Here is a 26,396-nt window from a genome sequence, read left to right on the forward strand (position 1 = left end):
TCAGGACCCCATGGCGTGGAAACCGCCGTCGACGTGGATCATCTCGCCGGTGGTGGCGGGGAACCAGTCGGACATCAGGGCCAGGGCCGCGCGCGCCGGCGGCTCGGTGTTCGTCACGTCCCAGCCCAGCGGGGAGCGCTCGCCCCAGGTGCCCTCGAGGGTCTCGAAACCGGGGATGGAGGTGGCCGCGGTGGTGCGCAGCGGGCCGGCGGAGACCACGTTGACGCGCACCCCCTTCGGGCCGAGGTCGCGCGCCAGGTACCGGGCGGTGGACTCGAACGCGGCCTTGGCCACGCCCATCCAGTCGTAGACCGGCCACGCCACGCGCGCGTCGAAGGTCAGGCCCACGACGGAGCCGCCGTTCGCCATGAGCGGCAGCGCGGCCACCGACAGCGACTTCAGCGAGTACGCCGAGATCTGCACCGCCGTGGCCACGTCGGACCAGGCGGTGTTCAGGAAGTTGCCGCCCATGGCCTCCTTGGGCGCGAAGCCGATGGAGTGCAGCACCCCGTCGAGGCCGTCGACGTGCTCGCGCACGCGGCCCTCCAGCGCCGCGAGGTCCTCCTCGCTGGTGACGTCGAGCTCGATCACCGGTGCGGGCTCCGGCAGCCGCTTGGCGATCGTGGAGGTGATCTTCATCTGGCGCCCGAAGGACGACAGCACCACCTCGGCGCCCTCCTCCTGCGCCACGCGCGCGACCGCGAACGCGATCGAGCGGTCGGTGAGCACTCCGGTGACGAGCAGCCGCTTGCCGTCCAGCAGACCCATGGGGTTCCTCTCAGTCCTTCGGTCGGTGTCAGTGGCCCATGCCGAGGCCGCCGTCGACGGGCAGCACCGCGCCGTTGACGTAGCCGGCGTCGGCGAGGAAGAGCACGGCCTGCGCCACGTCGTCGACCGCGCCGAAGCGGCCGGCGGGGATGCGGCCCCGGTAGTCGGCGGCGGTGGCCTCGGGCAGCGCGCGGGTCATGTCGGTGTCGATGAACCCGGGCGCGACCACGTTGGCGGTGATGCCGCGCCCGCCGAGCTCGCGGGCGATGGAGCGGGCCAGGCCCACCATGCCGGACTTGCTGGCCGCGTAGTTCGTCTGCCCCGGGGAGCCGTACAGGCCCACGACGCTGGAGACGAAGACGATGCGGCCGCGCTTGGCGCGCACCATGCCGCGCACGGCGCGGCGCGCGCAGCGCCACGCGCCGGCGAGGTTGGTGTCCACCACGGCGTCGAAGTCGTCGTCGCCCATGCGCATCAGCAGCTGGTCGCGGGTGACGCCGGCGTTGGCGACGAGGACCTCCACGGGCCCGTGCGCGGCCTCCACCTCGGCGAACGCGGCGTCCAGGGACGCCCCGTCGGTGACGTCGGCGCGCACCCCGAGCAGCCCCTCGGGCGCCTCGCCGGAGCGGTGCGTGACCGCGACGCGGTCACCGCGGGCGGCGAAGGCGCGGGCGACGGCCAGGCCGATGCCGCGGTTGCCGCCGGTGACCAGCACGCTGCGCGGTGCGGCCGGGGCGGCACCGGCCGGGGTCTGGGGCGTCGGGTCGGTCGTGGCGTCGGGCACGGGGAGGAAAGCTAACGCATCCCCGCCGCCGGGCGGCCGCCGCCCGCGCCCGGCCCGCGCCCCCGGGCACGTGTCGGACCCACCGCTTACCGTGGACGGCGTGCCTTCGCACCCCACCCCCACCGGCGGGCGCACCGCTGACGCGGAACCGCCCGGTGTCTACCGGATCACCGCCGCTCCCACCGCCCACACCGACGACCTCGGCGTGCGCTACCGCAAGTACGTCGTCTCGATGCTCGTGCGCACGGCCTGCTTCGTGCTGTTCGTGGTGATCGACCACTGGACGCGCTGGTTCTTCGTGGCCGGCGCGGTCTTCCTGCCGTACGTGGCCGTCGTGCTCGCCAACGCCGGCCGGGAGTCCAAGGGCCCGCCGCCGGAGTCCTTCTCCGTGCCGGCGGCCCCCGTGCACGAGCTGCCGGCGCTGGAGGCGCGCATCACCTCGGTGCGCTCGCCCGGCGAGGACGGCGGCACCCCGCACGAGCGGGACGGGCGGGCCTCCTGACGAGCGCGCCCGTCACCGCGGCGGCGTCGCCCGGCGCACCGGGGCGGTGCGAGACTGGCGCCGTGGACACTCCAGCCGTCCCGGCGGGGCCGCACGCGCGCGGCACCGCCGGCGAACCGGGGCACGAACCGCCGTCCGACCTGGTGTGCAGCGCCCGCGGCTGCACCTCCTCCGCCGACTTCGGCCTGCTGTGGAACAACCCCAGCCTGCACACGCCCGAGCGGCGCAAGACCTGGTTGGCGTGCGAGCAGCACCGTGAGCACCTGGCGCGCTTCCTCGGCGCCCGCGGCTTCCTGCGGGAGGTCGTCGGGGTGGACGCGCTGCCCTCGTGAGCGGCACCGCGCAGGCGGGCGGCGGCGACCGCGCGGCGGCCGCTGGCCCGCGCGGGGTGCTGGGCCTGCTGCGCGAGCCGGGCTGGCGCCGCGGCCTGGCCCTGGCCGTCGCCGTGGCCGTGGCGTGCCTGCTGCTGGGCCAGTGGCAGTGGCACCGCCGCCAGGCGCGGCTGGCCGCCAACGCCCCCCTGGTGCAGAACTACGACGACGCACCGGTGGCCCTGGACTCGGTCCTGCCGGGCGGTGCGCCGCTGGCCGCGCGGGACGCGTGGACGCCGGTGCGCGTGAGCGGCACCTACGACGCGGACGCGACCGTGCTGGCGCGCAACCGGCAGCAGGGGCGGTCGGTGGGCTACGACGTCCTGGTACCGCTGGTCCTGGACGACGGCACCGCGCTGCTGGTGGACCGCGGCTGGGTGCCGGCCGGCAGCAGCAGCCGAGCGCCGGACGCCGTGCCGGCGCCCCCGGGCGGTGAGGTCACGGTGACGGCGCACGTGCGCCCCTGGGAGCCCGAGCGCGCGGGCACGGTGCCCGAGGGGCAGGTGGTCTCCATCGCGGCCGGTCCGGTGGCGCGCGCCGCCGCGGCGGCCGGTGCTGCTCCCGCGCTGCGCGACGCCTTCGCGGTGCTGGTCGAGGAGGAGCCGGCCCCTGCGCGGGCTCCCGCCGCCCCGGAGCGCCCCGAGGTCGACGAGGGGCCGCACCTGGCGTACACGGTGCAGTGGTACGGCTTCGCCCTGACGGCCCTGGTCGTCTGGGTGGTCGCCGGGCGCCGGGAGCTGCAGGCGCGCGCGGTGCCCGTGGACGCACCGGCAGCGGTGGGCGGGGCGCCCGGGTCCGGTGCCGCCGAGCCCTCCGGCGCCGGCCCGTCGGCGGTCGGCACCCCGCGTGCGGCGGCACCGCGACGCGCGGTGCGCGGTGCGCGGCGGGCGCGGCCCGGCAGCGACGAGGAGGCCGAGGACCTGGCGGTCGCGCAGGCGGTGGAGGGTGCGCACCCACCGCGCTGACCGGCTGCCGCACCACCCCACCGGGCTACCGGAGTGATGCTGCGTGTATCACCTGCCACTCTGCGCAACAATGTGTTCATGGACCTTGGCCTGAGCGACCGCGTGTACATCGTCTCCGGCGCCTCGACCGGCCTGGGGCGCTCGTGCGCGCAGCTGCTGGCCGACGAGGGCGCCCTGCTGGTGCTGTCCGCCGCCGACCGCGAGGAGCTGGCCGCGGCCGCGGCGACCATCGGGTCGCCGGAGCGGATGCTGCTGGTGCCCGGCGACATCTCGGAGCCCGGCACCGAGACGCGCCTGGTCGCGGCCGCCAACGCGCGCTTCGGTCGGCTGGACGGTGCGGTCGTCTCCTGCGGCGCCGCCCCGACGTCCTCGGTCCTGGAGGCCTCGGACGCGTCGTGGCGCGAGTCGTTCGAGACGAGCGTGCTGGGCCCGCTGCGCCTGGCGCGCTCCGTCGCCAAGGCCGCCACGGGCGAGGGGGCCTCGCTGGTGATGCTGCTGACGAGCACCGTGCGCAGCCCCGACCAGCAGGCCGGGGTCGCCAACGGCCTGCGGCCCGGGCTGGCCATGGCCGCCAAGGCGCTGGCCGACGAGCTGGGCCCGCGCGGCATCCGCATCAACAACGTGCTCGTCGGGCGCGTCGAGGCCGACCCGCCGCTGGAGTTCGAGGAGCCGGTCGTCCTGGACGGCGACGGGCTGGAGGCCATCCCCCTGCGCCGCGCTGGACTGCCGGACGAGTTCGCCCGCGCCGCGGTGTTCCTGCTCTCGCCGGCGGCGTCCTACGTCAGCGGGGCCTCGCTGACCGTGGACGGGGGTGCCGACCGCTCGCTGTGAGCGGTCGGCACTCCCACCCGCGGCCCCTCGCCAGGCCCCTCCGGTGGGCTCCCCCGGGCAGCTCGCCCCGGGGGAGCCGCCTCAGCTGGCTCGCTGCTCCGGCTGGGGTTGGGGCTGCTCCTTGGCACGCCCCCGGGTGGCTCCGCCCCTGCTGCGCAGCGACACGTCGCTCTCGCTCAGCAGCCGGTGCACGAAGCCGTACGAGCGGCCGGTCTCCTCCGCCAGCGCCCGGATGCTCTTTCCCTCCGCGTAGCCCTTCGACAGCTCCTCGGCGAGCTGCGCACGTTCCGCTCCGCTCAACCGGGATCCCCGCTTGACCGCCTCGGTCACACCGACCTCCTCCACGTCGTCGCCGCCGCCCACCATGGTCACCACCCGCGGCGGGATCGGCCACTCGAACGCGGCGGAGCGGCGCCGGGAGCGGGTCAGGCCAGCGAGACCAGCTCCGCGTAGGAGGCGTTCCACAGGTCCTCCACGCCGTCGGGCAGCAGCACGACCCGCTCGGGGTCCAGCGCCTCCACGGCCCCCTCGTCGTGGGTCACGAGCACCACCGCACCCTCGTAGTGCCGCAGCGCGTCGAGGATCTCCGCGCGGCTGGCGGGGTCGAGGTTGTTCGTCGGCTCGTCCAGCAGCAGCACGTTGGCGCTGGAGACGACGAGCGTGGCCAGCGCCAGACGCGTCTTCTCCCCGCCGGAGAGCACCCCGGCGGGCTTGTCGACGTCGTCGCCGGAGAAGAGGAACGACCCCAGCACCGTGCGCACCCGGGTGTCGTCCAGGTCCGGGGCGGCCGAGCGCATGTTCTCCAGCACCGTGCGCCCGGTGTCGAGCGTCTCGTGCTCCTGCGCGTAGTAGCCGATCTTCAGGCCGTGGCCGGGCACGACGCGCCCGGAGTCGGGGCGCTCCACGCCGCCGAGCATGCGCAGCAGCGTCGTCTTGCCGGCGCCGTTCAGGCCCAGGACGACCACGCGGCTGCCCCGGTCGATGGCCAGGTCGACGGAGGTGAAGATCTCCAGCGACCCGTACGACTTCGACAGCCCCTCGGCCATCAGCGGGGTCTTGCCGCAGGGTGCCGGCTGGGGGAAGCGCAGCTTGGCCACCTTGTCCTGGACGCGGACCTCCTCCAGCCCGCCCAGCAGCCGCTCGGCCCGCTTGGCCATGTTCTGCGCCGCGACCGCCTTGGTGGCCTTCGCGCGCATCTTGTCAGCCTGCGCCAGCAGCGTGCCGGCCTTCTTCTCGGCGTTGGCGCGCTCGCGGCGCCGGCGCTGCTCGTCGGTGTCGCGCTGCTTGAGGTAGTTCTTCCACCCGACGTTGTAGACGTCGATCGTGGCGCGGTTGGCGTCCAGGTGGAACACCCGGTTGACCACGACCTCCAGCAGCTCCACGTCGTGGCTGATGACGATGAGGCCGCCGGCGTAGCTGCGCAGGTGCTCGCGCAGCCAGGCGATGGAGTCCGCGTCCAGGTGGTTGGTCGGCTCGTCCAGCAGCAGCGTCTCGCTGGCGGAGAACAGGATGCGCGCCAGCTCCACGCGGCGGCGCTGACCGCCGGAGAGCGTCTTCAGCGGCTGCGTCAGGACCCGCTCGGGCAGGTTGAGGTTCGCGCAGATGCGCGCCGCCTCGCTCTCGGCGGTGTAGCCGCCCATGGCGACGAAGCGGGCGTCGAGCTTGGCGTAGCGGTCCATCGCGCGGTCGCGGACCTTCGCGTCGTCGCTGGCCATCTCCTGCTCGGCCCGGCGCAGCCGGGCGACGACGTCGTCCAGGCCGCGCGCCGACAGGATGCGGTCGCGCGCGAGCATCTCCGGGTCACCGGCGCGGGGGTCCTGCGGCAGGTACCCGATCTCCCCGGACCGGCTCACCGTGCCGGCGGCCGGCTGCCCCTCCCCGGCCAGGACCTTGGTCAGGGTGGTCTTGCCGGCGCCGTTGCGCCCGACCAGGCCGATGCGGTCGCCGGCGGCGACGCGGAAGGTGACCGACTCCATGAGGAGCCGGGCTCCGGCACGCAGTTCGAGGTCGGTGGCGACGATCACGGAGGGCAGCTCTCAACGCGGGAGGAGTCGGGGGACGCACCCATCGTAGGGCGTGCACGGGCCCGCTCCCCCCGGGCGGCGCAGCCCCGCTCGGCGGCCCCGCCGCCGGGGCGGTCCGCTACCGTCCTGCCGTGCCCTCGCCCCTCCGCCGCTCGCCGCTGCGCACCACCGCACCCGCCGCCGACGGCGTGCGCCGCCCCGCCGGGCGCACCGGCGACCTCGCCCTCGTGGCGGTCTTCGCCGCCCTGGTCGCCGCGCTGGCGCTGACGCCGGCGCTGCCCACCGGGCCGGTGGGGGTGCCGATCACCCTCCAGACGCTGGGGCTGATGCTGTGCGGGGCGGTGCTGGGCCCGTGGCGCGGCGCGCTGGCGGCGCTGGTGTACCTGCTGATGGGCCTGGCCGGGCTGCCGGTGTTCGCCGGCGGCGCCGCGGGCCTGGCGGTGCTGGCCGGCCCCAGCGCCGGCTTCCTGCTCGCCTACCCGGCCGGGGCGCTGGTCACCGGCGCCCTGGCGCGGGCGGGCGCGCGCCGCGGCGCAGCGGTGCTCGGCGCCGCCGCCGGGTGCCTGCTGGGCGGCATCGCCGTGGTCTACGCGGGCGGCGTCCCCGGCATGGCGCTGGCCGGCGGGCTGAGCCCGGCCGAGGCCGCCTGGGCGTCGCTGCGCTACGTGCCCGGCGACCTGGTCAAGCTCGTGGTGGCCGTCGTGGTGGCCGCCGCGGTGCACCGCGCCTCGCCGCGGCTGCTGCTGGGCCGCTGAGCACCGGCCGCCGCCCGGCACCCGCCGCGGGCAGGTCGCGGTGATCCGCCTGGTGGAGGCGGAGGTGCGCGCCGGCGAGCGGGTCGTGCTGCACCCGCTGAGCGTGGAGCTCACCGAGCCGTCGGTGGCGCTGGTGGGCCCCAACGGCTCCGGCAAGTCCACCCTGCTGCGGCTGCTCAACGGCCTGGTGCTGCCCTCCGCGGGCACCGTGGAGGTCGACGGCCTGCAGCCCGAGCACGCCCTGGCGGCGGTGCGGCGCCGGGTGGGGTTCGTCTTCCCCGACCCGGACGCGCAGGTGGTCATGCCCACGCCCCTGGAGGACGTGGTGCTCTCGCTGCGCCGGGCCGGCGTGCCCCGCCGCGAGCGCGAGGCGCTGGCGCGCCGGCTGCTGGCCGAGCAGGGCCTGGCCGAGGGCGCCGACGCGGAGGTGCGGCGGCTGTCCTCCGGGCAGCGGCAGCTGCTGGCCCTGACGGCGGTGCTGGCCACCGGGCCGGCGGTGCTGGCCTGCGACGAGCCCACCACCCTGCTGGACCTGCGCAACGCCCGCCGGGTGGCCGAGGTCCTGCTGCGCTCGAGCGCGCAGCTGGTCGTGGCCACCCACGACCTCGACCTGGCGGCGCGCACCCGGCGGGCGCTGTGGCTGGACGGCGGGCGCCTGGTCGCCGACGGCCCGGCCGCGGACGTCGTGGCCGCCTACCGGGCGGGCGCGTGAGGTGGCGCCGCCCGCGGCGGCGCGGGCTGCCGGTGGACCCGCCGCTGCTGGGGCGGCTGCAGCCGGGCACCTCCTGGCTGCACCGCGCCGGTGCGGGCGCCAAGCTGGTGGCCCTGGCCGGTGCGGGGCTGGGTGCGGGGCTGCTGCGCTGGGCGATGCCGCCGGTCCCGGGCGCCCTGGCCCTGGTGGGGCTGTGCGCGGTGGTGGGCGCGCTCGCGCTGAGCGCCGGGCTGCGCGTGCGCTACCTGATCGCCCAGCTGCGCTCACTGGCGTGGGTGCTGGTGGCGCTGGGGGCGTTCCAGCTGTGGGCGCAGGGCCCGGCGCGCGCCGCTGCGGTGCTGGCGGCCCTGGTGGCCTGCCTGTGGGCGGCGGCGGCGGTGACCGCCACCACCCCGGTGCCGTTGCTGCTGGACGCGCTCGCCGCCGCGGCCCGGCCGCTGCGGCGACTGGGGGTGCCCCCGGAGCAGGTGGCGCTGACGTTCACCGTGGCGGTGGCCGCGGTGCCGGTCGTGGGGCGGCTGCTGGGCCAGGCGCGCGAGGCCGCCGCCGCGCGCGGGCTGCAGCGCGACCCGCGGGCGGTGCTGGTGCCGGCGGTGGTGCGCACGGTCGCCCACGCCGAGGCGGTCGCCGAGGCGCTGGCGGCACGCGGGCTGGAGCACGGCGCGGACGAGGCGCGGGAGGACGAGGCACCGGCTGAGGAGCGCGGACGCGAGCCGGGGCCGTCCGCTGCTGCGGACGGCCCCGGCTGGCGGGTGCTGCGGTCCAGACGCTGAGGCGCCGGACGTCGGGGCGGCTCAGGCGCCGACGTGGCTCAGGAGCCGTGGCTCAGACGTTGAAGCCCAGGGCCCGCAGCTGCTCGCGCCCGTCGTCGGTGATCTTCTCCGGGCCCCACGGCGGCATCCACACCCAGTTGATGCGGTGCCCGGCGACCACGTCCACGAGCGCCTGCTCCGTCTGGTCCTCGATGACGTCGGTCAGCGGGCAGGCCGCGCTGGTCAGCGTCATGTCGATGGTGGCCACGTTGTCCTCGGAGACGGACAGGCCGTAGATCAGGCCGAGGTCGACGACGTTGATCCCCAGCTCGGGGTCCACGACGTCGCGCAGGGCCTCCTCCACCTCCTCCACGGGGGTGGGGGTCGGGCCCGCCGCGGCGGGAGCGCTCGCCCCGGTGCTCTCGGTGCTCGGGGTGCTCTCGGTGGTGGTGTCGCTCACGACGACCTCCGGGGTCTCAGGCGCGGGTGAGGAAACGGTCGTAGCCGGTCTCCTCGAGGGAGTCGGCGAGCTCGGGGCCGCCCTGCTCGGCGACGCGGCCGTCGACGAAGACGTGGACGAACTGCGGCTTGATGTACCGCAGGATCCGCGTGTAGTGCGTGATCAGCAGCACGCCGGGGCCGGTGCTCGCCAGGGCGCGGTTGACGCCCTCGGAGACGACCTTCAGCGCGTCGACGTCGAGGCCGGAGTCGGTCTCGTCGAGGATCGCGAACTTCGGCTTGAGGAGCTCCATCTGCAGGATCTCGTGGCGCTTCTTCTCGCCGCCGGAGAAGTGCTCGTTGACGTTGCGCTCGGCGAAGGTGGGGTCCATCTTCAGGTCGTCCATCGCCTGCTTGACGTCCTTGACCCAGGTGCGCAGCTTCGGCGCCTCGCCGTCGATGGCGGTCTTGGCGGTGCGCAGGAAGTTCGACACCGTCACGCCCGGCACCTCGACGGGGTACTGCATGGCGAGGAACAGCCCGGCGCGGGCGCGCTCGTCGACGCTCATCGCCAGGACGTCCTCGCCGTCCAGCGTCACCGTGCCGCCGGTGACGGTGTACTTGGGGTGGCCGGCGATGGAGTAGGCCAGGGTGGACTTGCCGGACCCGTTCGGGCCCATGACCGCGTGCACCTCGCCCGACTTCAGGGTGAGGTCGACACCGCGGAGGATCTCCTTGGTGCCGCCGTCGGCCTCGTCGACCGTGACGTGCAGGTCGCGGATCTCCAGCGTGGGCATCAGTTCTCCTCGGTGCTGCTCGTGCCGGCCAGGGCGGTGGCGGCGAGCTCGGTCTCGATCGTGGTCATGAGGCGCTCGGATATCTCCGGCACGCCGATGCGCTCGACGATGCCGGCGAAGAAGCCGCGCACCACCAGCCGGCGGGCCTCGTCCTCGGGGATGCCGCGCGCCTGCAGGTAGAACAGCTGCTCGTCGTCGAAGCGGCCGGTCGCCGAGGCGTGGCCCGCCCCGACGATCTCGCCGGTCTCGATCTCCAGGTTCGGCACCGAGTCGGCGCGGGCGCCGTCGGTGAGGACGAGGTTGCGGTTGAGCTCGTAGGTCTCGGTGGCCTCGGCGGCGGCGCGGATGAGGACGTCGCCGATCCACACCGCGTGCGCGTCGTCGCCCTGCAGGGCGCCCTTGTACTCCACGTAGCTCTTGCAGTTCGTGGCCTCGTGGTCCACGAACAGGCGGTGCTCCAGGTGCTGGCCGGCGTCGGCGAAGTACACGCCCAGGGCCTGCGCGTCGCCGCCGGGGGCGGCGTAGCGCACGTTGGTGGACACCCGCACCGCCTTGCCGCCGAGGCTGACGGCGATGTGCCGCACCCGGGCGTCGCGACCGACGAGGACGTCGTGCTGGCCGACGTGCACGGCGTCGGCGTCCCACTCCTGCAGGGTCACCACCGTCAGGTCGGCACCGTCGCCGGCGCGCACCTCCACGCCGCCGCGGTGGGCGCCGGAGCCGGTGTGCGCCAGGACGACGAGCGCCCTGGAGTGGCGCCCGGCCTCGACGACCAGGTGCCCGGAGGTGGTGGTGCCGGCGGTGCCGCGCACCGTCACGAGCACGGGGGCGTCCAGCTCGGCCTCGGCGGGCACGGAGACCAGGTGCGCCTCGGTGGTGGCCGCCCACCCGGCGGCCGCGGCCCGGTCGCCGGGGGTGAACGCCGTGCCGGCGCCCACCTCCTGCAGCGTGCCGCTGCGGTGCACCACCGCGTCGGGGGCGGTGACCTCGACGTCGGCGGAGCCGGCCGGGCCGGTCTCGAAGAGGGGGGCGAACTCGCGCAGCGGCGAGAACTTCCACTCCTCCTCGCGGCCGGTGGGCACCTCGAAGTCGGCGACGTCGAAGGACGTCACGCGCTCGGCGCGGCTGGCGTCGGGCACGACGCCGCCGCCGTGGCTGTGGGCCCGGGCGGTGTTGGCGGGCGAGCCCGCCGCCGGGTCGGTGGTCGTCTCGTCGACGGCGGTCATCAGCCGACGGCCCCTTCCATCTGCAGCTCGATCAGGCGGTTCAGTTCCAGCGCGTACTCCATGGGCAGCTCGCGCGCGACGGGCTCGATGAAACCACGGACGATCATGGCCATCGCCTCGTCCTCGGCCATGCCGCGGCTCATGAGGTAGAAGAGCTGGTCGTCGCTCACCTTGGAGACGGTCGCCTCGTGCCCCATGACGACGTCGTCCTCGCGGATGTCGTTGTAGGGGTAGGTGTCCGAGCGCGAGATCGTGTCCACCAGCAGGGCGTCGCAGCGCACCGTGGAGGCCGAGTGGTGCGCACCCTCCAGGACCTGGATCAGGCCGCGGTAGGAGGTGCGCCCGCCGCCGCGGGCGATGGACTTGGAGACGATCGAGCTGGCGGTGTGCGGCGCGGCGTGCACCATCTTGGCGCCGGCGTCCTGGTGCTGGCCCTCGCCGGCCATCGCGATGGACAGCGTCTCGCCCTTGGCGTGCTCGCCCATCAGGTAGACCGCGGGGTACTTCATCGTCACCTTGGAGCCGATGTTGCCGTCGATCCACTCCATGGTGGCGCCCTCGGCCGCCGTGGCGCGCTTGGTCACCAGGTTGTAGACGTTGTTCGACCAGTTCTGGATGGTCGTGTACCGCACGCGGGCGTTCTTCTTCACGACGATCTCGACGACCGCGGAGTGCAGCGAGTCGGACTGGTAGATCGGTGCGGTGCAGCCCTCGACGTAGTGCACGTACGAGCCCTCGTCCGCGATGATCAGCGTCCGCTCGAACTGGCCCATGTTCTCGGTGTTGATCCGGAAGTAGGCCTGCAGCGGGATGTCCACGTGCACGCCCGGCGGCACGTAGATGAAGGAGCCGCCCGACCACACCGCGCTGTTCAGCGAGGCGAACTTGTTGTCGCCGACGGGGATGACGGAGCCGAAGTACTCCTTGAAGAGCTCCTCGTGCTCGCGCAGGCCGGTGTCGGTGTCGACGAAGACGACACCCTTCTCCTCCAGGTCCTCGCGGATCTGGTGGTAGACGACCTCGGACTCGTACTGGGCCGCGACACCGGCGATGAGCCGCTGCTTCTCGGCCTCGGGGATGCCCAGGCGGTCGTAGGTGTTCTTGATGTCCTCGGGCAGCTCGTCCCAGCTGGTGGCCTGCTTCTCCGTCGACCGGACGAAGTACTTGATGTTCTGGAAGTCGATGCCGGTGAGGTCCGAGCCCCAGTTCGGCATGGGCTTGCGGTCGAACATCTTCAGCGCCTTCAGGCGCAGCGCGAGCATCCACTCGGGCTCGCCCTTCTTCGCCGAGATGTCGCGCACGACCTCCTCGGACAGCCCGCGGCGGGCGGTCGCCCCCGCGCTGTCGGAGTCGGCCCAGCCGTAGCGGTACTTGCCCAGACCCTCCAGCTCGGGGGGGCCGGCCAGCTCCTGCGTGGTGTCGGACACGGTGTCGGTCACGGTCGTCGTCCTTCCGTCGGCGTCCGGTTCCCCGCGGCGGGGGCGGCGGTGCGGTTCTGCGGTTCGTGCGGCCGCGCGAGCGGGCCGTCGCCCGGCTCGTGCGGCACGTAGGTGGTGCACACGTGGTCGCCGTGCGCGAGCGTGGCCAGGCGCTGCACCCGGGTGCCCAGCACGCGCTCGAAGGCGCGCCGCTCGGCCTCGCACAGCTCCGGGAACGCCTCGGCGACCCGACGCACGGGGCAGTGCCCCTGGCACAACTGGGTCCCCTCGGCCGCTGTTCCGCGGCCGACGGGGCGGGCGGAGGCGGAGTGGCCCTGCACGGCCAGGGCCGCGGCCAGGGCGCGCACCCGCTCCGGCACGGGGACGGCGGGGTCGACGGAGGCGGCCAGCCGCTCGCCCAGCGCCGCGAAGCGCTGCTCGGCGAAGCCCGCCACCGCGTCCGGGCCCTGGACCGCGGCCAGGTGCGCCAGCGCGGCCACCGCCAGCTCGTCGTAGCCGGAGGTCATCGCGTCGTGGCCGGCGCTGGAGACGACGAACTCGCGGGCCGGACGCCCGCGGCCGCGGCGGCGACCGGGGGCGGGTTCGCGCGCCTCCAGGACGCCCTCGGCGACCATCGCGTCCAGGTGGCGGCGCACGGCGGCACCGGTCAGCCCGAGCAGCTCGGCGATGCGGGCGGCGCTGACGGGGCCGAGCTCGGCCACGGCGGCGTGCACGCGGGTGCGCGTGCGCAGCTCCGCGGCGTTCGGCTCACCCCCGGCGGTCTCGCCCCGAGGTGAGGTGATCCTCACCAATTCCACAACACCCATGTTACCTAATTCGTCTCCACTGTCGGAACCGGGGGCCCCGGCGGGGAGGTGAGGCGGGACACAGCCGCGGCGGACCGCGGCTACTACCGCGGCTCGTAGACTCGTGCCCCGTGGCCGTCGCCTCCCCCGAACCCCCCGCCCCCGCACCGGGCGACGCCGCGGCCCCCGCGGTCGAGGCGCGCGGGCTGCGCAAGAGCTTCGGCGGCACCGCCGTCCTGGACGGGCTGAGCTTCACCGCTCACCGCGGCCGCGTCACCGCGCTGCTCGGCCCCAACGGCGCCGGCAAGACGACCACCGTGGCCTGCTGCGAGGGGCTGCGGCGGGTGGACTCCGGCACCCTGCGCGTGCTGGGCCGGGACCCCGCCACCGACGGCGCCGCCCTGCGCCCGCGCGTCGGCGTGGTCCTGCAGGACGGCGGTCTGCCCACCGGCGTCGGCGCGCTGGAGGTGCTGCGCCACGTCGCCGGCCTGCACAGCGACCCGCTGCCCGTGGGAGCGCTCGCCGAGCGCCTCGGGCTGGCGTCCTTCGCCCGGACCCGCGTGCGGCGCCTGTCCGGCGGTCAGCGCCAGCGCCTCGCCCTCGCCTGCGCCCTCGTGGGGCGACCGGAGCTGCTCTTCCTCGACGAGCCCAGCGCCGGGCTCGACCCGCAGGCCCGGCTGGCGGTCTGGGAGGTGGTGCGCGAGGCGCGCGACGCCGGTGTCGCGGTGCTGCTGACCACCCACCTGATGGAGGAGGCCGAGCGGCTGGCGGACGAGGTCGTCGTCGTCGACCACGGGCGCGTCGTGGCCTCCGGCTCCCCCGCCGAGCTGACCCGCGGCACCGCCGCCCTGACGTTCACCGCACCCACCGGCCTGCCCACCGCCTCCCTGACCGCCGCCCTGCCCGCCGGGGCGGTGGTGGCCGAGACCGAGCCGGGCCGCTACGCCGTCACCGGCGTGCCCGCCGACCCGCGCACCGCCGCCACCGTCTCCTCCTGGTGCGCCACCCACGACGTGCTCCCCCAGGGCCTGGGGGCCGCGCGCCGTACCCTCGAGGACGTGTTCCTCGACCTCACCGGCCGGACCCTGCGGTGAACGGCGCGCGCGTGGCCGCCTCCGGCGCACCGACCGGCGCCGGCGCCCCCCGCCCCGCGCTGGACCTGGCCCCCCGCGGCACCGCCGCTCCCTTCCTGCGCCGCACCCTGCGCCAGGCGGGTCTGGAGACCCGCGTCGCCCTGCGCAACGGCGAGCAGCTCCTGCTCACCCTCGTGCTGCCGGTGATCGTCCTGGTGGCCGCCGCGCGCACCACCTCCGTCGACCTCGGCCGGGGCGACCGGCCGTCCCTGGCGCTGGCCGGGGTGCTGGCCGTCGCCGTCGTCTCCACCGCGTTCACCGGCCAGGCCATCGCCACCGGCTTCGACCGCCGCAACGGCGTGCTGCGCCTGCTGGCGACCAGCCCGCTGGGCCGCACGGGGCTGCTGGCCGGCAAGGCCGGGGCCGTCGCCGCGCTCGTGGGCGTCCAGGTCGTCGTGCTGTGCGCCGTCGCCGTCGCCTGCGGCTGGCGGCCGGACCCGCTCGGCCTGCTCGCGGCGCTGCCCGCCCTCGTGCTCGGCTGCGCCGCCTTCACGGCGCTCGCGCTGCTGCTGGCGGGCACCGTGCGCGCCGAGGCCACCCTGGCCGCCGCCAACTTCGTGTGGGTGCTGCTGCTGGCCGGGGGCGGCCTGGTGCTGCCCTCACCGGTGCCGGCGCTGACCTCCGCGCTGCCGTCCGGGGCCCTGGGCACCGCCCTGCGCAGCGCCCTCACCGAGCACGCGGTGGCCGCCGGCCCGCTGCTCGTCCTCCTCGCGTGGGCGGTCGCCGCCGCCGCCGCGTCCGCCCGATGGTTCTCCTGGGAGTAGTGAGCACGTGGGACTGACCTCCGCCCCCGCAGGCGTGGACACCCGGACCGGCGCACCCGCGCGCGCGCTCGGCACGTGGGGTGGCCTCGTGCTGCTGCTGAACGTGCTCGGCGAGTGCCTCATCGTCGTCACCGGCGGCGTGGTGCGCCTGACCGGTTCCGGCCTGGGCTGCCCCACCTGGCCCGAGTGCGTGCCCGGCTCCTACACCCCCGTGGTGGTGCAGGCGGAGGGCTACCACAAGTGGATCGAGTTCGGGAACCGCACCCTCACCGGCCTGGTGGGGCTGCTGGCGCTCGCCTGCCTGGTGGTGGTGTGGCGCAACCGCCGCCGCGACCTCCTGCCGTACGTGGGCCTGCTGATCTTCGGCATCCTCGCGCAGGCCGTCATCGGCGGGATCACCGTGCACAAGGAGCTCGCCCCCGGGTACGTGATGACCCACTTCCTCGTCTCGACGCTGCTGGTGACCGCCTCCACCGTCCTGTGGCGGCGCGGCCTGGAAGCGCCCGGACCCCGGCAGCCCGTCGTGCGCCGGGAGGTGCGCGGGGCCGCCTGGCTGTCCGCGGTCGTGCTGTACGCGGTGGTCGTCGTCGGCACCGTCGTCACCGGCTCCGGCCCGCACTCCGGCGACGCCGACGAACCCGCCCGCTTCGGCCTGGACCCGCAGTCCGTCAGCTGGCTGCACGCCGACCTCGTCATGGCCTACACCGGCCTGCTGGTGGGCGTCGTCGTGGCCCTGCGCGCCACGGCGGCCCCCGCCGCCGCCCGCCGCGCCTCCGTGCAGCTGCTGCTCGTGACGCTGGCGCAGGCCGTCGTCGGCTACGTGCAGTACTTCACCGACCTGCCCTGGGTCCTCGTCGCCGTCCACATGGCCGGCGCCTGCGCCCTCGTGGTCTTCCAGGTCCGCCTGCTGTGCGCCCTCACCGCCCCCCGCGAGGCGCTCTCCCCCGCCGCCCCGGCCCCGACGGCAGCCACGGCCTGACGCGACCGGCGCGAACGCCGGGCGCCCCTCGGGTGCCCGGCGTTCGTCGTACCTGGCTGGTGGCTCCCGTCACCGCGGTCAGGTCGGCGGCCGGGTGGTGGGTGCGTGGGCCGGCGTCCGGAGCCCGCCCCGCGCACGGAGGCGAGACGGTGCACGGGACAGCGGGCGGAGAGCCGGACCGGGCACCCGCCACCGCCCCACCACGGTGACCACCGCGGCCCCAGCCCGGCCGGGACGCGAGAAGCCCCCGCCGACCGCGGGGGGTCGACGGGGGCTCGGAGCGGGGAACCTCAGAAGGGCCAGGCGATCCGCACGAACGGGTCCACCGCCACGGCGACGGACAGCAGCGTCAGGTACGTGATCGAGCCGTGGAAGACGCCCATGGGGCTGATGCGCTTGAGCTGCTCGACGGTGCCGGCGTCGCGGCCGCCCGTCTCTCGCTCGAACCGGCGGGCGCGGGCGTGCAACCCCACGGTCTGGGCGAGGAAGCCCGCGCCGAGCAGGAGCGCGGCGACGCCGTAGACGAGGCCGGCCCCGCCGACGGGGACGAGCAGCAGCGAGCAGGCCACCATCGCCACGGTGTAGGCGACGATCTGGCGCGAGACCGTGGTGGGGCGGGCGACCACGGGGAGCATCGGCACACCCGCGTTGGCGTAGTCCTCGCGGTAGCGCACGGACAGCGGCCAGTAGTGCGGCGGGGTCCACAGGAAGATGACGCCGAAGAGGACGAACGGCGCCCAGTCGAGGCGGCCGGTCACGGCCGTCCAGCCGATGAGCACCTGCATGCAACCGGCGACGCCGCCCCAGACGATGTTCTGGGAGGTGCGCCGCTTCAGCAGCAGCGTGTAGCCCAGGATGTACAGCGCGATGGCCGCGACGGCGAGGACCGCGGAGAGCACGTTGACGAACGCCACGAACAGCGCCACGGACGCCACCCCGAGGGCGGCGGCGAACACCAGCGCCTGGCGCGGGGTGACCTCACCGGTGACCAGGGGCCGCTTCGCGGTGCGCTTCATCAGCGCGTCGATGTCGCGGTCGAAGTAGCAGTTCAGCGTGTTGGCGCAGCCGGCGGCGAGGGCGCCGCCGACGAACGTCGCCAGCACCAGGCCGAGCGGCGGCAGTCCGCCGGCCGCGAACACCATGACGGGGATCGTGGTGATCAGCAGCAGCTCGATGATGCGCGGCTTCGTCAGGGCGAGGTACGCCGCGGCGCGCGGGAACCGGCTGGGTCCCCGGGGAGCCCCGCGCCGGCGTCCCAGGAGGGGCCGCGAGTGCGCAGGGGCGTCGGAGGGACGCGGGTCGACGACAGTCACAGGATCCTCTGGGCGAGGCGGCAGCGGGCAGGAGCGATGCTACGCCTCTATTACGTCGTGTCGTTGTCCGGGGCGCGCCGTGGCGTCCCGGACCCCCGCGACCGGCCGTGAGCTGCGCCACGCTGCCCTGCGAGTAGGCTCGTCGTGCAGTGATCCGCCGGCCCGCCCGCCGTCGCCCCGCGCGACGGCCCACGGCCGGTGCCACTGACGACGACCGCGGGCGGCCCGGGTCCCGTCGCAGCCCCCGGGCAGCGGCGCCGTGCCGCACCGGGTACCGGTGACGGCGCCGGGGACGAACGAGACGCAGACAGAGAGCGGACCACGGCCGGTTCCCCCACCGCCCCGGCGGCGCTGGACGGTCGGCTGGTTCGCACGGGAGGAGACACGTGAGCCAGCAGAGCCTCGAGTGGAGCGATCTCGATCGCAAGGCGGTCGACACCGTCCGCGTCCTGGCGATGGACGCCGTGCAGCGCGCGGGCAACGGGCACCCCGGCACGGCGATGAGCCTGGCCCCCGTCGCCTACACGCTGTTCCAGAAGCTCATGCAGCACGACCCGGCCGCGCCGGACTGGACGGGACGCGACCGCTTCGTCCTGTCCTGCGGCCACTCCAGCCTCACCCTCTACATCCAGCTGTACCTGGCCGGCTACGGCCTGGAGCTGGACGACCTGAAGGCGCTGCGCAAGTGGGGCAGCAAGACCCCGGGGCACCCCGAGCACGGCCACACCGCGGGCGTGGAGATGACGACCGGCCCGCTGGGCCAGGGCATCTCCTCCGCCGTCGGCATGGCGATGGCGGCCCGTCGCGAGCGCGGTCTGCTCGACCCGGACGCGCCGGCGGGCACCAGCCCGTTCGACCACTCCATCTACGTGCTGGCCTCGGACGGGGACATCCAGGAGGGCGTGGCGGCGGAGGCCTCGGCCATCGCCGGCGTGCAGGAGCTCGGCAACCTCATCGCGATCTACGACGCGAACCACATCTCGATCGAGGACGACACCGCGATCTCGCTGGCCGAGGACACCGGCAAGCGGTACGAGGCCTACGGCTGGCACGTGCAGACCCTCGACTGGACCAACGGCGGCGAGGGCCCGTACACCGAGGACGTGCAGGGCCTGTGGGACGCGCTGCAGGCGGCGAAGGCGGAGACCACCAAGCCGTCGATGATCGTCCTGCGCACGACGATCGCCTACCCGGCGCCGAACCTGCAGAACACCGGCAAGTCGCACGGTTCCGCCCTGGGCGAGGACGAGGTCAAGGCCACCAAGGAGGTGCTCGGCTTCGACCCCGAGCAGACCTTCGAGGTGTCCGAGGACGTCATCGCGCACACCCGCGCCGCCCGCGAGCGCGGCAAGGCGCTGCGCGAGCAGTGGCAGGGCCGGCTGGACGCGTGGCGGAAGGGCGCCGGCGAGCGCGCCGAGCTGTTCGACCGCATGAGCACCCGCACGCTGCCCGACGGCTGGCAGGACGCGCTGCCCGTGTTCGAGCCGGGCAAGGCGATCGCTTCCCGCAAGGCCTCCGGCGAGGTGCTCAACGCGCTGGCCCCGGTCCTGCCGGAGCTGTGGGGCGGCTCGGCCGACCTCGCGGAGTCGAACCTGACGAGCATGAAGGGCGAGCCGTCCTTCCTGCCCGCCAGCCGCACGACGAAGACGTGGGACGGCAACCCGTACGGGCGCACCCTGCACTTCGGCATCCGCGAGCACGCGATGGGCGCGATCCTCAACGGCATCGCCCTGCACGGCGGCACCCGCCCCTACGGCGGCACCTTCCTGGTGTTCAGCGACTACATGCGCCCCTCGGTGCGCCTGGCGGCGATCATGAAGCTGCCGGTGACGTACGTGTGGACGCACGACTCCATCGGCCTGGGCGAGGACGGCCCCACGCACCAGCCGATCGAGCACCTTGCGTCGCTGCGGGCCATCCCGGGCCTGGACGTGGTGCGCCCGGCCGACGCCAACGAGACCGCGTGGGCGTGGCGGACGGTCCTGGAGAACACCGACCGCCCGGCGGGTCTGGCGCTGTCCCGGCAGAACCTGCCCACCTTCGACCGCTCGCAGCCCGGCTGGGGCGCGGCCGAGGGCACCGCCAAGGGCGGCTACGTGCTGGTGGAGGCCTCCGCGGCCACCCCGCAGGTGATCCTCATGGGCACCGGCTCGGAGGTGCAGATCGCCGTGGCCGCCCGCGAGAAGCTCGAGGAGGCCGGCATCCCGACCCGCGTGGTCTCGATGCCGTGCCGCGAGTGGTTCGACGCGCAGCCGCAGTCGTACCGCGACACCGTGCTGCTGCCGCAGGTGAAGGCCCGCGTGTCGGTGGAGGCCGCGATCGGCCAGGGCTGGCACGAGCTGGTCGGCGACGCCGGCCGCGTGGTGAGCATCGAGCACTTCGGCGCCTCGGCGGACTACCAGGACCTGTACCGGGAGTTCGGCCTGACGGACGAGACCGTCGTGACGGCCGCCAAGGAGAGCCTGGCCGGCCTGCAGTGACCCTTCCCCCGCGGGGCCGCCGACCGGCGGCCCCGCGGGGCTCCGGCGTCCCCCCACCGGGTGCGGGCGCCAGCGCAGAGGGCGCCGTCCCGGCGCCCGCGGTGGACGAACGGAACGGAGAGATCCCGTGAGCAACAACCTCGAGACCCTGCGCCAGCACGGCGTGTCGGTGTGGCTGGACGACCTGTCGCGCGAGCTGACCGACTCCGGCGAGCTGCAGCGGCTCGTCGACGCCGGTGTGCTGGGCGTGACGTCCAACCCGACGATCTTCGCCACGGCCCTGGCCAAGGGCGACGCCTACACCGACCAGGTGAAGGAGCTGATCGCCGCCGGTGCGGACACCGAGGAGGCGGTCTTCCAGATCACCACCGAGGACGTGCGCCGCGCCTGCGACGTGCTGCGCCCGGTCTTCGACCGCACCGACGGCCTCGACGGGCGGGTCTCCCTGGAGGTGGACCCGCGCATGGCGCACGACACCGCGGCCACCGAGGAGTCCGCCCGCAAGCTGTGGGCCGCGGTGGACCGCCCCAACCTGTACATCAAGATCCCGGCGACCGTCGAGGGCCTGGGCGCGATCAGCACGGCCATCAGCGAGGGCATCAGCGTCAACGTCACGCTGATCTTCTCCCTGGACCGCTACCGCGCCGTCATGCAGGCGTTCCTCACCGGTCTGGAGCAGGCGCAGCAGAAGGGCCTGGACATCTCGAAGATCGAGTCGGTCGCCTCGTTCTTCGTCTCCCGCGTGGACTCCGAGGTGGACAAGCGCCTGGACGCCATCGGCACCGACGAGTCGAAGGCGCTGCGCTCCAAGGCCGGTCTGGCCAACGCCCGCCTGGCGTACCAGGCCTACGAGGAGGTCTTCGCCACCCCGCGCTGGCAGGTGCTGAAGGAGGCCGGCGCCAAGGCGCAGCGGCCGCTGTGGGCCTCCACCGGCGTGAAGGACCCCAACCTGCCGGACACCCTGTACGTGACGGAGCTGGTGGCGCCGAACACGGTCAACACCATGCCGGGCAAGACGCTGGACGCCACCATCGACCACGCCGAGGTCACCGGCGACACGATCCGCGGCTCCTACGGCGAGTCGCAGGCCGTCCTGGACGACCTCGAGCGCCTGGGCGTGTCCTACACCGAGGTGGTGGACCTGCTCGAGCGCGAGGGCGTGGAGAAGTTCGAGAAGAGCTGGACCGAGCTGCTGCAGACGGTCACCGACGAGCTGGACCGCGTGAAGACCCAGGTCGAGGGCAAGTGAACCCCACCCCGGCGGGCACGAACCCGCTGCGCGACCCCCGCGACCGCCGCCTGCCGCGGATCGCGGGGCCGTGCGGGATGGTGATGTTCGGTGTCACCGGCGACCTGGCCCGCAAGAAGCTGATGCCGGCGATCTACGACCTCGCCAACCGCGGGCTGCTCCCGCCGGGGTTCGCCCTCACCGGGTTCGCCCGCCGCGACTGGGTCGACCAGGACTTCGGCAAGATCGTGTACGACTCGGTGCGCCAGCACGCGCGCACGCCCTTCCGCGAGTCGGTGTGGGCGCAGCTGGCCGAGGGCTTCCGGTTCGTGCCCGGCGAGTTCGACGACGACGAGGCCTTCGACCAGCTGGCCGCGACCGTGGCGGACCTTGACCGCGTGCGCGGCACCGGCGGCAACCACGCGTTCTACATGTCGATCCCGCCGCGGTTCTTCCCCGTGGTCGCCAAGCAGCTGGCCCGCAGCGGCCTGAGCGCCCAGCACGGCGACCAGTGGCGACGGGTGGTCATCGAGAAGCCGTTCGGGCACGACCTGAGGTCCGCCCGCGAGCTCAACGCCGTCGTCGAGGACGTCTTCCCGGCGGACTCGGTGTTCCGCATCGACCACTACCTGGGCAAGGAGACGGTCCAGAACCTCCTCGCCCTGCGGTTCGCGAACCAGATGTTCGAGCCGCTGTGGAACGCCAACCACGTCGACCACGTGCAGATCACGATGGCCGAGGACATCGGCATCGGCGGCCGCGCCGGCTACTACGACGGCATCGGCGCGGCCCGCGACGTCATCCAGAACCACCTGCTGCAGCTGCTGGCCCTGACCGCGATGGAGGAGCCGGTCTCCTTCGACGCGGCCGACCTGCGCGCGGAGAAGGCGAAGGTCCTCTCGGCGGTCCGGCTGCCGAAGGACCTGTCCCGCTCCACCGCGCGCGGGCAGTACTCCGCCGGGTGGCAGGGCTCCGAGCACGTCAAGGGGTACCTGGACGAGGAGGGCATCCCCGCGGACTCCACGACCGAGACGTTCGCGGCGATCGAGCTGGAGATCGACACGCGCCGCTGGGCGGGCGTGCCGTTCTACCTGCGCGCCGGCAAGCGCCTGGGCCGGCGGGTCACGGAGATCGCCGTGGTCTTCAAGCGGGCGCCGCACCTGCCCTTCGAGCACACCGCCACCGAGGAGCTGGGGCAGAACGCCCTGGTGATCCGGGTGCAGCCCGACGAGGGCGTCACCCTGCGGTTCGGCTCCAAGGTGCCGGGCACCGCGATGGAGGTGCGCGACGTCACCATGGACTTCGGGTACGGCCACGCCTTCACCGAGTCCAGCCCCGAGGCGTACGAGCGGCTCATCCTGGACGTGCTGCTCGGCGACCCGCCGCTGTTCCCCCGGCACGAGGAGGTCGAGCTGTCCTGGAAGATCCTGGACCCGATCATCGAGTTCTGGGCCCGCAACGGCAAGCCCGAGCCGTACGCGTCCGGCACGTGGGGACCGGCCTCGGCCACGGCGATGCTCGAGCGCACCGGCCGCTCGTGGCGGCGGCCGTGAGGCGCGCCGCCTCGGCGGCGGACCCCAGGACCGGACAGCACCTCGACGGGGAGCGGACGAAGTGATCATCGACCTGCCCAGCACGTCCACCAGCGCCATCAACAAGGCCCTGGTCGACCTGCGCGACTCCGGGGGCGCGGTCGCGCTCGGCCGGGTGCTCACGCTCGTCGTCGTCACCGACGACGCGCACGCCGAGGACGCGATCGCCGCGGCCAACGAGGCCAGCCGCGAGCACCCGTGCCGGGTGCTCGTGCTGGCCCGCGGCAACAAGCGCGGCGCGGCTCGCCTGGACGCCCAGATCCGGGTGGGCGGCGACGCCGGGGCCAGCGAGGTCGTGGTGCTGCGCGCGTACGGCCCGCTCGTCGAGCACGGTCAGACCACGGTGGTGTCGCTGCTGCTGCCGGACGCGCCGATCGTGGCGTGGTGGCCGGGCACCGCACCGGAGGACCTCGCGAACGACCCCATCGGGCGGATCGCGCAGCGCCGGATCACCGACTCCGCCGAGTCCCGCGACCCGCGCAAGGCCCTGGAGCAGCGCCGCGCCACCTACCGCGCCGGGGACACCGACCTGGCCTGGACGCGACTGACGAACTGGCGCGCCCTGCTCGCCGCGGCGCTGGACCAGCCTCCCTTCGAGCGCGTCACCTCCATCACGGTGGCCGGGGCCCCGGACAGCCCGAGCACCGAGCTGCTGGCGGCGTGGCTGGCCGTGAAGCTGAAGGCCCCGGTGCTGCGGGCCCGCACGAAGAAGGGCACCGGCGTGCAGAGCGTGCGCCTGGAGCGCCCCTCGGGCGCCGTGGAGCTGGTGCGTCCCGACCAGAACGTGGCGACGCTGACGCAGCCGGGCCAGCCGGACCGGCGCATGGCGCTGGCCCGCCGTCCCGTCAAGGACTGCCTGTCGGAGGAGCTGCGCCGCCTGGACCCGGACGAGGTCTACGGCGAGGTGCTGCGCGACGGGCTGCCGAAGGTCGGTTCCAAGGTCGTGACGGTGCGTGCCGCCCAGGCGCAGGGCCGACTGCGCCCGCCCGCCGAGACGGCGCGCGAGCAGGCGGCGGCGGAGGTGGAGTCGGCGCGGGTGTCCCGGGCGATGAAGCGGGCCCGGCCCACCGAGCCCACGCAGCGCGTCGGCGGCACCGCGGTGCCGAACGACGAGCACTCCGAGAACGCCTCGGAGCGCGGGACGGCACCGGCTGAGAAGGCCGCTGCCGCGAAGCGGACGGCGACCGGCAGGAACGCGGCCGCGAAGAAGACCACCGCGAAGAAGGCCGCCCCCGCGAAGCGGGCCGCGTCCGGCGGTACCGCTGGACGCACGAGCCGGAGGACCTCGGCGTGAGCGCGCACCCCCTGGTCGTCGTCCACCCCACCCCCGAGGTGCTGGCGCACGCGGCCGCCGGTCGGCTGCTGTCGGCCGTCACCGACGCCCTCGCCCAGCGGGGCGTGGCCCACGTGTCGCTGACCGGCGGCACGATCGGCGGCAAGACCCTGGAGGCCGTCGCCGCCTCCCCCGCGCGCGACGCGGTGGACTGGCGCCGCGTGCACCTGTGGTGGAGCGACGAGCGCTTCCTGCCGGCCGGGGACCCGGACCGCAACGCCACGCAGGCGCGGCGCGCCCTGCTCGACGCGCTGGACCTGGACCCGGCGACGGTGCACGAACCGCCCGCCTCCGACGGGCCGGACGGCGACGACCCGGACGCGGCAGCCGCCCGGTACGCCGCCGAGCTGGCGGCGGCGGCCGGTGGCGCCGAGGTGCCTGCGTTCGACGTGCTGCTGCTGGGCATGGGACCGGACGGGCACGTCGCCTCCCTGTTCCCGCACCACCCCGGCCTGGCGCGGGACGAGTCCAGCGTCATCGGGGTGCGCGAGTCGCCCAAGCCGCCGCCGGTGCGCCTGTCGTTCACCTTCGGTGCGCTGGCGCGCGCACGGCAGGTGTGGGTGGTCGCCTCCGGCGCGGAGAAGGCGGGTGCCGTGGCGCGCGGCGTGGCCGGGGAGGACGTCAGCGCCACCCCCGCCGCCGGGGTGCGCGGCACGGAGTCGACCCTGTGGCTGGTGGACGCAGCGGCGGCCGCGGAGCTGCCCGGCTGACCGGCGCACCGGCCCCGCACGCACGAAGGCCCCGACCGTTCCCCGGTCGGGGCCTTCGTGCGTGCGGGGCCGGTGCGCGGGCGCCCGCCGGTGTCTCAGCGGATCAGGCCGCGGGCGCGCAACCCTTCCAGCGCCTCGTTGAGGATCGCCTCACCGTCGGCGTCGCTGCGGCGCTCCTTCACGTACGCGAGGTGCGTCTTGTACGGCTCGTTGCGCGGCGGGGCCGGCGGGTTGGCCCGGTCGGTGCCGGCCGGGAAGCCGCACCGCGGGCAGTCCCACGTCTCCGGCGGCTCGACGCCCGACTCCTCCGCGAAGCTGGGCTTGGTCTCGTGCCCGTTCGCGCACCAGTAGGAGATGCGGATGCGCGGTGCGGTGTCCCCGCGCTCGGCCTCCCCCATGGGGCCGGCGCCGACCCTGCTGCCCCGGATGGCGTTGCCACCTGCCACGTTGAACGTCTCCCCTCGTCCGCTCTCGCGGTGTGGTGCTGGTCGTGCTGGCTGCCGGCCGCTCGGCCGGGTGCCGGCGTCAGAAGTCGTCGGTGAACCGCTGCAGCAGGCCGAGCAGCACGATCGACGCGAACCACAGCAGGGCGACCCCGACCGTGAAGCGGTTGAGGTTGCGCTCGGCCATGCTCGACCCGGACAGGCTGGTGGTGACGCCGCCGCCGAACATGTCCGACAGCCCCCCGCCCTTGCCCTTGTGCATGAGGATCAGCAGCGTCAGGAACAGGCTGGACAGCGCCAGCAGGACCTGCAGCACGGTGCGGAGGACGGTCACGCGGATCCTTCGTCTCGAGGCCGCCCGCGCCGCGGGCCGACCGGGTCGGTGCGGGACCAGGGTAGGCCATCGGCGGCGCGTCCCGGGGGACGCGCCGCCGGTGGCGTGCTCCGGTCCGCGCTCAGGCGGGGTGGTCGCGGTAGCGGACGATGGCCGCGAAGTCGCCGGCGTCGGTGCTGGCACCGCCCACGAGGGCGCCGTCGACGTCCGGCTGCTTCATGATGGCGGCGATGCTGGCGGGCTTGACGCTGCCGCCGTAGAGGATGCGCACGGCCTGCGCGGTCTCGGCGTCGAACTGCCCGGCGACCGCGGTGCGCACCGCCTCGCACACCTCCTGCGCGTCCTCGGGCGTGGCGACCTCACCGGTGCCGATGGCCCACACCGGCTCGTAGGCCAGCACGAGCCCGGCCACCTGCGCGGCGCTGAGGCCCTCCAGGGCCGCGGTGACCTGCCCCACGGTGAAGGCCACGTGCTCACCGGCCTTGCGCACGTCCAGCGCCTCACCGACGCAGACGATCGGGGTCAGCCCGTGCTCGAGGGCCTTGGCGGTCTTGGCGCGCACGGTGGCGTCGTCCTCGCCGTGGTACTGGCGGCGCTCGGAGTGGCCCACCGCGACGTACTCGACGCCCAGCTTGGCCAGCTGCGCGGCGGAGACCTCACCGGTGTAGGCACCGGACTCGTGCGCGGAGACGTCCTGCGCGCCGAGCTTGATCGCCAGCTTGTCGCCCTCGATCAGGGTCTGGATCGTGCGCAGGGACGTGTGCGAGGGCAGCACCGCGACCTCGACGGCGCTGTGGTCGTGCTTGGCGTCCTTCAGCGTCCAGTCCAGCTTCTGCACCAGCAGGGTGCCCTGCTGGTGGTCCAGGACCATCTTCCAGTTCCCGGCGATCAGGGGGGTGCGGGCCACGTCGGGTCCTCCTCGGGTGGGGGTTCGGTCG

28 protein-coding genes are annotated in these 26,396 nt (G+C 74.7%); 15 read left to right on the forward strand and 13 right to left on the reverse strand.

Annotated features, from left to right (window positions below):
- Complete coding sequence (fabI, locus tag V9U69_RS17760) at positions 1-768, reverse strand: enoyl-ACP reductase FabI (protein ID WP_337063187.1); 768 nt, start codon at positions 766-768, stop codon at positions 1-3.
- Positions 769-796: 28 nt separating this feature from the next.
- Entirely contained in the window at positions 797-1,552 is a 756-nt protein-coding gene (gene fabG / locus V9U69_RS17765) for a 3-oxoacyl-ACP reductase FabG (RefSeq protein ID WP_442907813.1), read from the reverse strand.
- Between the two features lie 100 nt (positions 1,553-1,652).
- On the opposite strand from fabG, the gene V9U69_RS17770 reads away from it, so the two are divergent.
- The 4 genes from V9U69_RS17770 to V9U69_RS17785 all read left to right on the forward strand — a co-directional run bounded on the left by V9U69_RS17770 (position 1,653) and on the right by V9U69_RS17785 (position 4,221).
- The gene (locus tag V9U69_RS17770; protein WP_337063188.1) at positions 1,653-2,054 is read left to right on the forward strand and encodes a DUF3099 domain-containing protein; all 402 of its coding nucleotides are present in this window, start codon (positions 1,653-1,655) and stop codon (positions 2,052-2,054) included.
- A 140-nt stretch (positions 2,055-2,194) separates the two neighbouring features.
- Complete coding sequence (locus V9U69_RS17775; RefSeq protein WP_442907817.1) at positions 2,195-2,386, forward strand: hypothetical protein; 192 nt, start codon at positions 2,195-2,197, stop codon at positions 2,384-2,386.
- A complete protein-coding gene (locus V9U69_RS17780) occupies positions 2,383-3,390 on the forward strand; it encodes an SURF1 family cytochrome oxidase biogenesis protein (protein WP_337063190.1) in 1,008 nt (335 codons plus the stop codon). The genes V9U69_RS17775 and V9U69_RS17780 overlap by 4 nt, the downstream gene beginning before the upstream one ends.
- 78 nt (positions 3,391-3,468) lie before the next feature.
- On the forward strand, positions 3,469-4,221 hold the full coding sequence (locus tag V9U69_RS17785) for an SDR family oxidoreductase (protein ID WP_337063191.1): 753 nt from the start codon (positions 3,469-3,471) through the stop codon (positions 4,219-4,221).
- 81 nt (positions 4,222-4,302) lie between these two features.
- Here V9U69_RS17785 and V9U69_RS17790 read toward each other — a convergent pair whose 3' ends face one another.
- Both V9U69_RS17790 and V9U69_RS17795 read right to left on the reverse strand, forming a co-directional pair.
- On the reverse strand, positions 4,303-4,587 hold the full coding sequence (locus V9U69_RS17790) for a helix-turn-helix domain-containing protein (RefSeq protein ID WP_337063226.1): 285 nt from the start codon (positions 4,585-4,587) through the stop codon (positions 4,303-4,305).
- Positions 4,588-4,646: 59 nt separating this feature from the next.
- Complete coding sequence (locus tag V9U69_RS17795; protein ID WP_442907818.1) at positions 4,647-6,197, reverse strand: ABC-F family ATP-binding cassette domain-containing protein; 1,551 nt, start codon at positions 6,195-6,197, stop codon at positions 4,647-4,649.
- A 179-nt stretch (positions 6,198-6,376) separates the two neighbouring features.
- Here V9U69_RS17795 and V9U69_RS17800 point away from each other — a divergent pair, with 179 nt between their 5' ends.
- Genes V9U69_RS17800 through V9U69_RS17810 form a run of 3 tightly spaced genes read left to right on the forward strand, consistent with a single transcriptional unit; the run spans position 6,377 to position 8,485 of the window.
- Positions 6,377-7,000 carry a biotin transporter BioY gene (locus V9U69_RS17800; protein WP_337063193.1) on the forward strand — a complete coding sequence of 208 codons (624 nt, stop codon included), beginning with the start codon at positions 6,377-6,379 and terminating at the stop codon, positions 6,998-7,000.
- 40 nt (positions 7,001-7,040) lie between these two features.
- The gene (locus V9U69_RS17805) at positions 7,041-7,712 is read left to right on the forward strand and encodes an energy-coupling factor ABC transporter ATP-binding protein (RefSeq protein ID WP_337063194.1); all 672 of its coding nucleotides are present in this window, start codon (positions 7,041-7,043) and stop codon (positions 7,710-7,712) included.
- Positions 7,709-8,485: a CbiQ family ECF transporter T component gene (locus V9U69_RS17810; protein WP_337063195.1), complete on the forward strand. Its 777-nt coding sequence runs from the start codon at positions 7,709-7,711 to the stop codon at positions 8,483-8,485. Before V9U69_RS17805 ends, V9U69_RS17810 begins: the two co-directional genes overlap by 4 nt.
- A 52-nt stretch (positions 8,486-8,537) precedes the next feature.
- On the opposite strand, the gene V9U69_RS17815 is transcribed toward V9U69_RS17810, so the two are convergent.
- From V9U69_RS17815 to V9U69_RS17835, 5 genes are read right to left on the reverse strand one after another with little or no spacing between them, the layout of a single operon-like run.
- A complete protein-coding gene (locus tag V9U69_RS17815; RefSeq protein ID WP_337063196.1) occupies positions 8,538-8,924 on the reverse strand; it encodes a metal-sulfur cluster assembly factor in 387 nt (128 codons plus the stop codon).
- Between the two features lie 16 nt (positions 8,925-8,940).
- Positions 8,941-9,699, reverse strand: coding sequence for a Fe-S cluster assembly ATPase SufC (gene sufC / locus V9U69_RS17820; RefSeq protein ID WP_337063197.1), 759 nt, complete (start codon positions 9,697-9,699; stop codon positions 8,941-8,943).
- A complete protein-coding gene (sufD, locus tag V9U69_RS17825) occupies positions 9,699-10,925 on the reverse strand; it encodes a Fe-S cluster assembly protein SufD (RefSeq protein ID WP_337063198.1) in 1,227 nt (408 codons plus the stop codon). Before sufD ends, sufC begins: the two co-directional genes overlap by 1 nt.
- The gene (gene sufB, locus V9U69_RS17830; RefSeq protein WP_442907819.1) at positions 10,925-12,352 is read right to left on the reverse strand and encodes a Fe-S cluster assembly protein SufB; all 1,428 of its coding nucleotides are present in this window, start codon (positions 12,350-12,352) and stop codon (positions 10,925-10,927) included. Before sufB ends, sufD begins: the two co-directional genes overlap by 1 nt.
- Positions 12,353-12,360: 8 nt before the next feature.
- Complete coding sequence (locus V9U69_RS17835) at positions 12,361-13,170, reverse strand: helix-turn-helix transcriptional regulator (protein WP_442907814.1); 810 nt, start codon at positions 13,168-13,170, stop codon at positions 12,361-12,363.
- Between the two features lie 110 nt (positions 13,171-13,280).
- On the opposite strand from V9U69_RS17835, the gene V9U69_RS17840 reads away from it, so the two are divergent.
- The 3 genes from V9U69_RS17840 (at position 13,281) to V9U69_RS17850 (ending at position 16,025) form a co-directional block, all read left to right on the forward strand.
- The gene (locus V9U69_RS17840; protein ID WP_337063201.1) at positions 13,281-14,243 is read left to right on the forward strand and encodes an ABC transporter ATP-binding protein; all 963 of its coding nucleotides are present in this window, start codon (positions 13,281-13,283) and stop codon (positions 14,241-14,243) included.
- Entirely contained in the window at positions 14,240-15,046 is an 807-nt protein-coding gene (locus V9U69_RS17845; RefSeq protein WP_337063202.1) for an ABC transporter permease, read from the forward strand. The genes V9U69_RS17840 and V9U69_RS17845 overlap by 4 nt, the downstream gene beginning before the upstream one ends.
- Before the next feature lie 88 nt (positions 15,047-15,134).
- A complete protein-coding gene (locus V9U69_RS17850; RefSeq protein WP_442907820.1) occupies positions 15,135-16,025 on the forward strand; it encodes a COX15/CtaA family protein in 891 nt (296 codons plus the stop codon).
- 290 nt (positions 16,026-16,315) lie between these two features.
- On the opposite strand, the gene V9U69_RS17855 is transcribed toward V9U69_RS17850, so the two are convergent.
- On the reverse strand, positions 16,316-17,338 hold the full coding sequence (locus V9U69_RS17855) for a heme o synthase (RefSeq protein ID WP_337063204.1): 1,023 nt from the start codon (positions 17,336-17,338) through the stop codon (positions 16,316-16,318).
- 386 nt (positions 17,339-17,724) lie between these two features.
- On the opposite strand from V9U69_RS17855, the gene tkt reads away from it, so the two are divergent.
- The 5 genes from tkt (at position 17,725) to pgl (ending at position 24,681) form a co-directional block, all read left to right on the forward strand.
- Positions 17,725-19,818, forward strand: a complete 2,094-nt coding sequence (gene tkt / locus V9U69_RS17860; protein WP_337063205.1) for a transketolase — start codon at positions 17,725-17,727, stop codon at positions 19,816-19,818.
- A gap of 127 nt (positions 19,819-19,945) precedes the next feature.
- Positions 19,946-21,067 carry a transaldolase gene (gene tal, locus V9U69_RS17865; RefSeq protein ID WP_337063206.1) on the forward strand — a complete coding sequence of 374 codons (1,122 nt, stop codon included), beginning with the start codon at positions 19,946-19,948 and terminating at the stop codon, positions 21,065-21,067.
- Complete coding sequence (zwf, locus tag V9U69_RS17870) at positions 21,064-22,599, forward strand: glucose-6-phosphate dehydrogenase (protein ID WP_337063207.1); 1,536 nt, start codon at positions 21,064-21,066, stop codon at positions 22,597-22,599. Before tal ends, zwf begins: the two co-directional genes overlap by 4 nt.
- A gap of 61 nt (positions 22,600-22,660) precedes the next feature.
- Positions 22,661-23,932: a glucose-6-phosphate dehydrogenase assembly protein OpcA gene (gene opcA, locus V9U69_RS17875; protein ID WP_337063208.1), complete on the forward strand. Its 1,272-nt coding sequence runs from the start codon at positions 22,661-22,663 to the stop codon at positions 23,930-23,932.
- Positions 23,929-24,681 (forward strand): 6-phosphogluconolactonase, encoded by a 753-nt coding sequence (gene pgl / locus V9U69_RS17880; RefSeq protein ID WP_337063209.1) that lies wholly within the window; start codon positions 23,929-23,931, stop codon positions 24,679-24,681. Before opcA ends, pgl begins: the two co-directional genes overlap by 4 nt.
- Before the next feature lie 95 nt (positions 24,682-24,776).
- Here pgl and V9U69_RS17885 read toward each other — a convergent pair whose 3' ends face one another.
- The 3 genes from V9U69_RS17885 to tpiA all read right to left on the reverse strand — a co-directional run bounded on the left by V9U69_RS17885 (position 24,777) and on the right by tpiA (position 26,365).
- Positions 24,777-25,127: an RNA polymerase-binding protein RbpA gene (locus V9U69_RS17885; protein ID WP_242124483.1), complete on the reverse strand. Its 351-nt coding sequence runs from the start codon at positions 25,125-25,127 to the stop codon at positions 24,777-24,779.
- A 79-nt stretch (positions 25,128-25,206) separates the two neighbouring features.
- Complete coding sequence (secG, locus tag V9U69_RS17890; RefSeq protein WP_337063210.1) at positions 25,207-25,458, reverse strand: preprotein translocase subunit SecG; 252 nt, start codon at positions 25,456-25,458, stop codon at positions 25,207-25,209.
- A 121-nt stretch (positions 25,459-25,579) separates the two neighbouring features.
- Positions 25,580-26,365 carry a triose-phosphate isomerase gene (gene tpiA, locus V9U69_RS17895; protein WP_337063211.1) on the reverse strand — a complete coding sequence of 262 codons (786 nt, stop codon included), beginning with the start codon at positions 26,363-26,365 and terminating at the stop codon, positions 25,580-25,582.
- Positions 26,366-26,396: the final 31 nt, after the last annotated feature.

The sequence above is a fragment of the Kineococcus sp. G2 genome, from assembly GCF_037154035.1.
Lineage (GTDB): Bacteria > Actinomycetota > Actinomycetes > Actinomycetales > Kineococcaceae > Kineococcus.

Bases quoted from the DNA above. Each gene is read 5' to 3' on its own strand.
- V9U69_RS17795 (WP_442907818.1), bottom strand. From the start codon at position 6,197: ATGGAGTCGGTCACCTTCCGCGTCGCCGCCGGCGACCGCATCGGCCTG.
- V9U69_RS17790 (WP_337063226.1), bottom strand. From the start codon at position 4,587: ATGGTGGGCGGCGGCGACGACGTGGAGGAGGTCGGTGTGACCGAGGCG.
- V9U69_RS17785 (WP_337063191.1), top strand. From the start codon at position 3,469: ATGGACCTTGGCCTGAGCGACCGCGTGTACATCGTCTCCGGCGCCTCG.
- sufC (WP_337063197.1), bottom strand. From the start codon at position 9,699: ATGCCCACGCTGGAGATCCGCGACCTGCACGTCACGGTCGACGAGGCC.
- fabI (WP_337063187.1), bottom strand. From the start codon at position 768: ATGGGTCTGCTGGACGGCAAGCGGCTGCTCGTCACCGGAGTGCTCACC.
- sufD (WP_337063198.1), bottom strand. From the start codon at position 10,925: ATGACCGCCGTCGACGAGACGACCACCGACCCGGCGGCGGGCTCGCCC.
- V9U69_RS17835 (WP_442907814.1), bottom strand. From the start codon at position 13,170: ATGGGTGTTGTGGAATTGGTGAGGATCACCTCACCTCGGGGCGAGACC.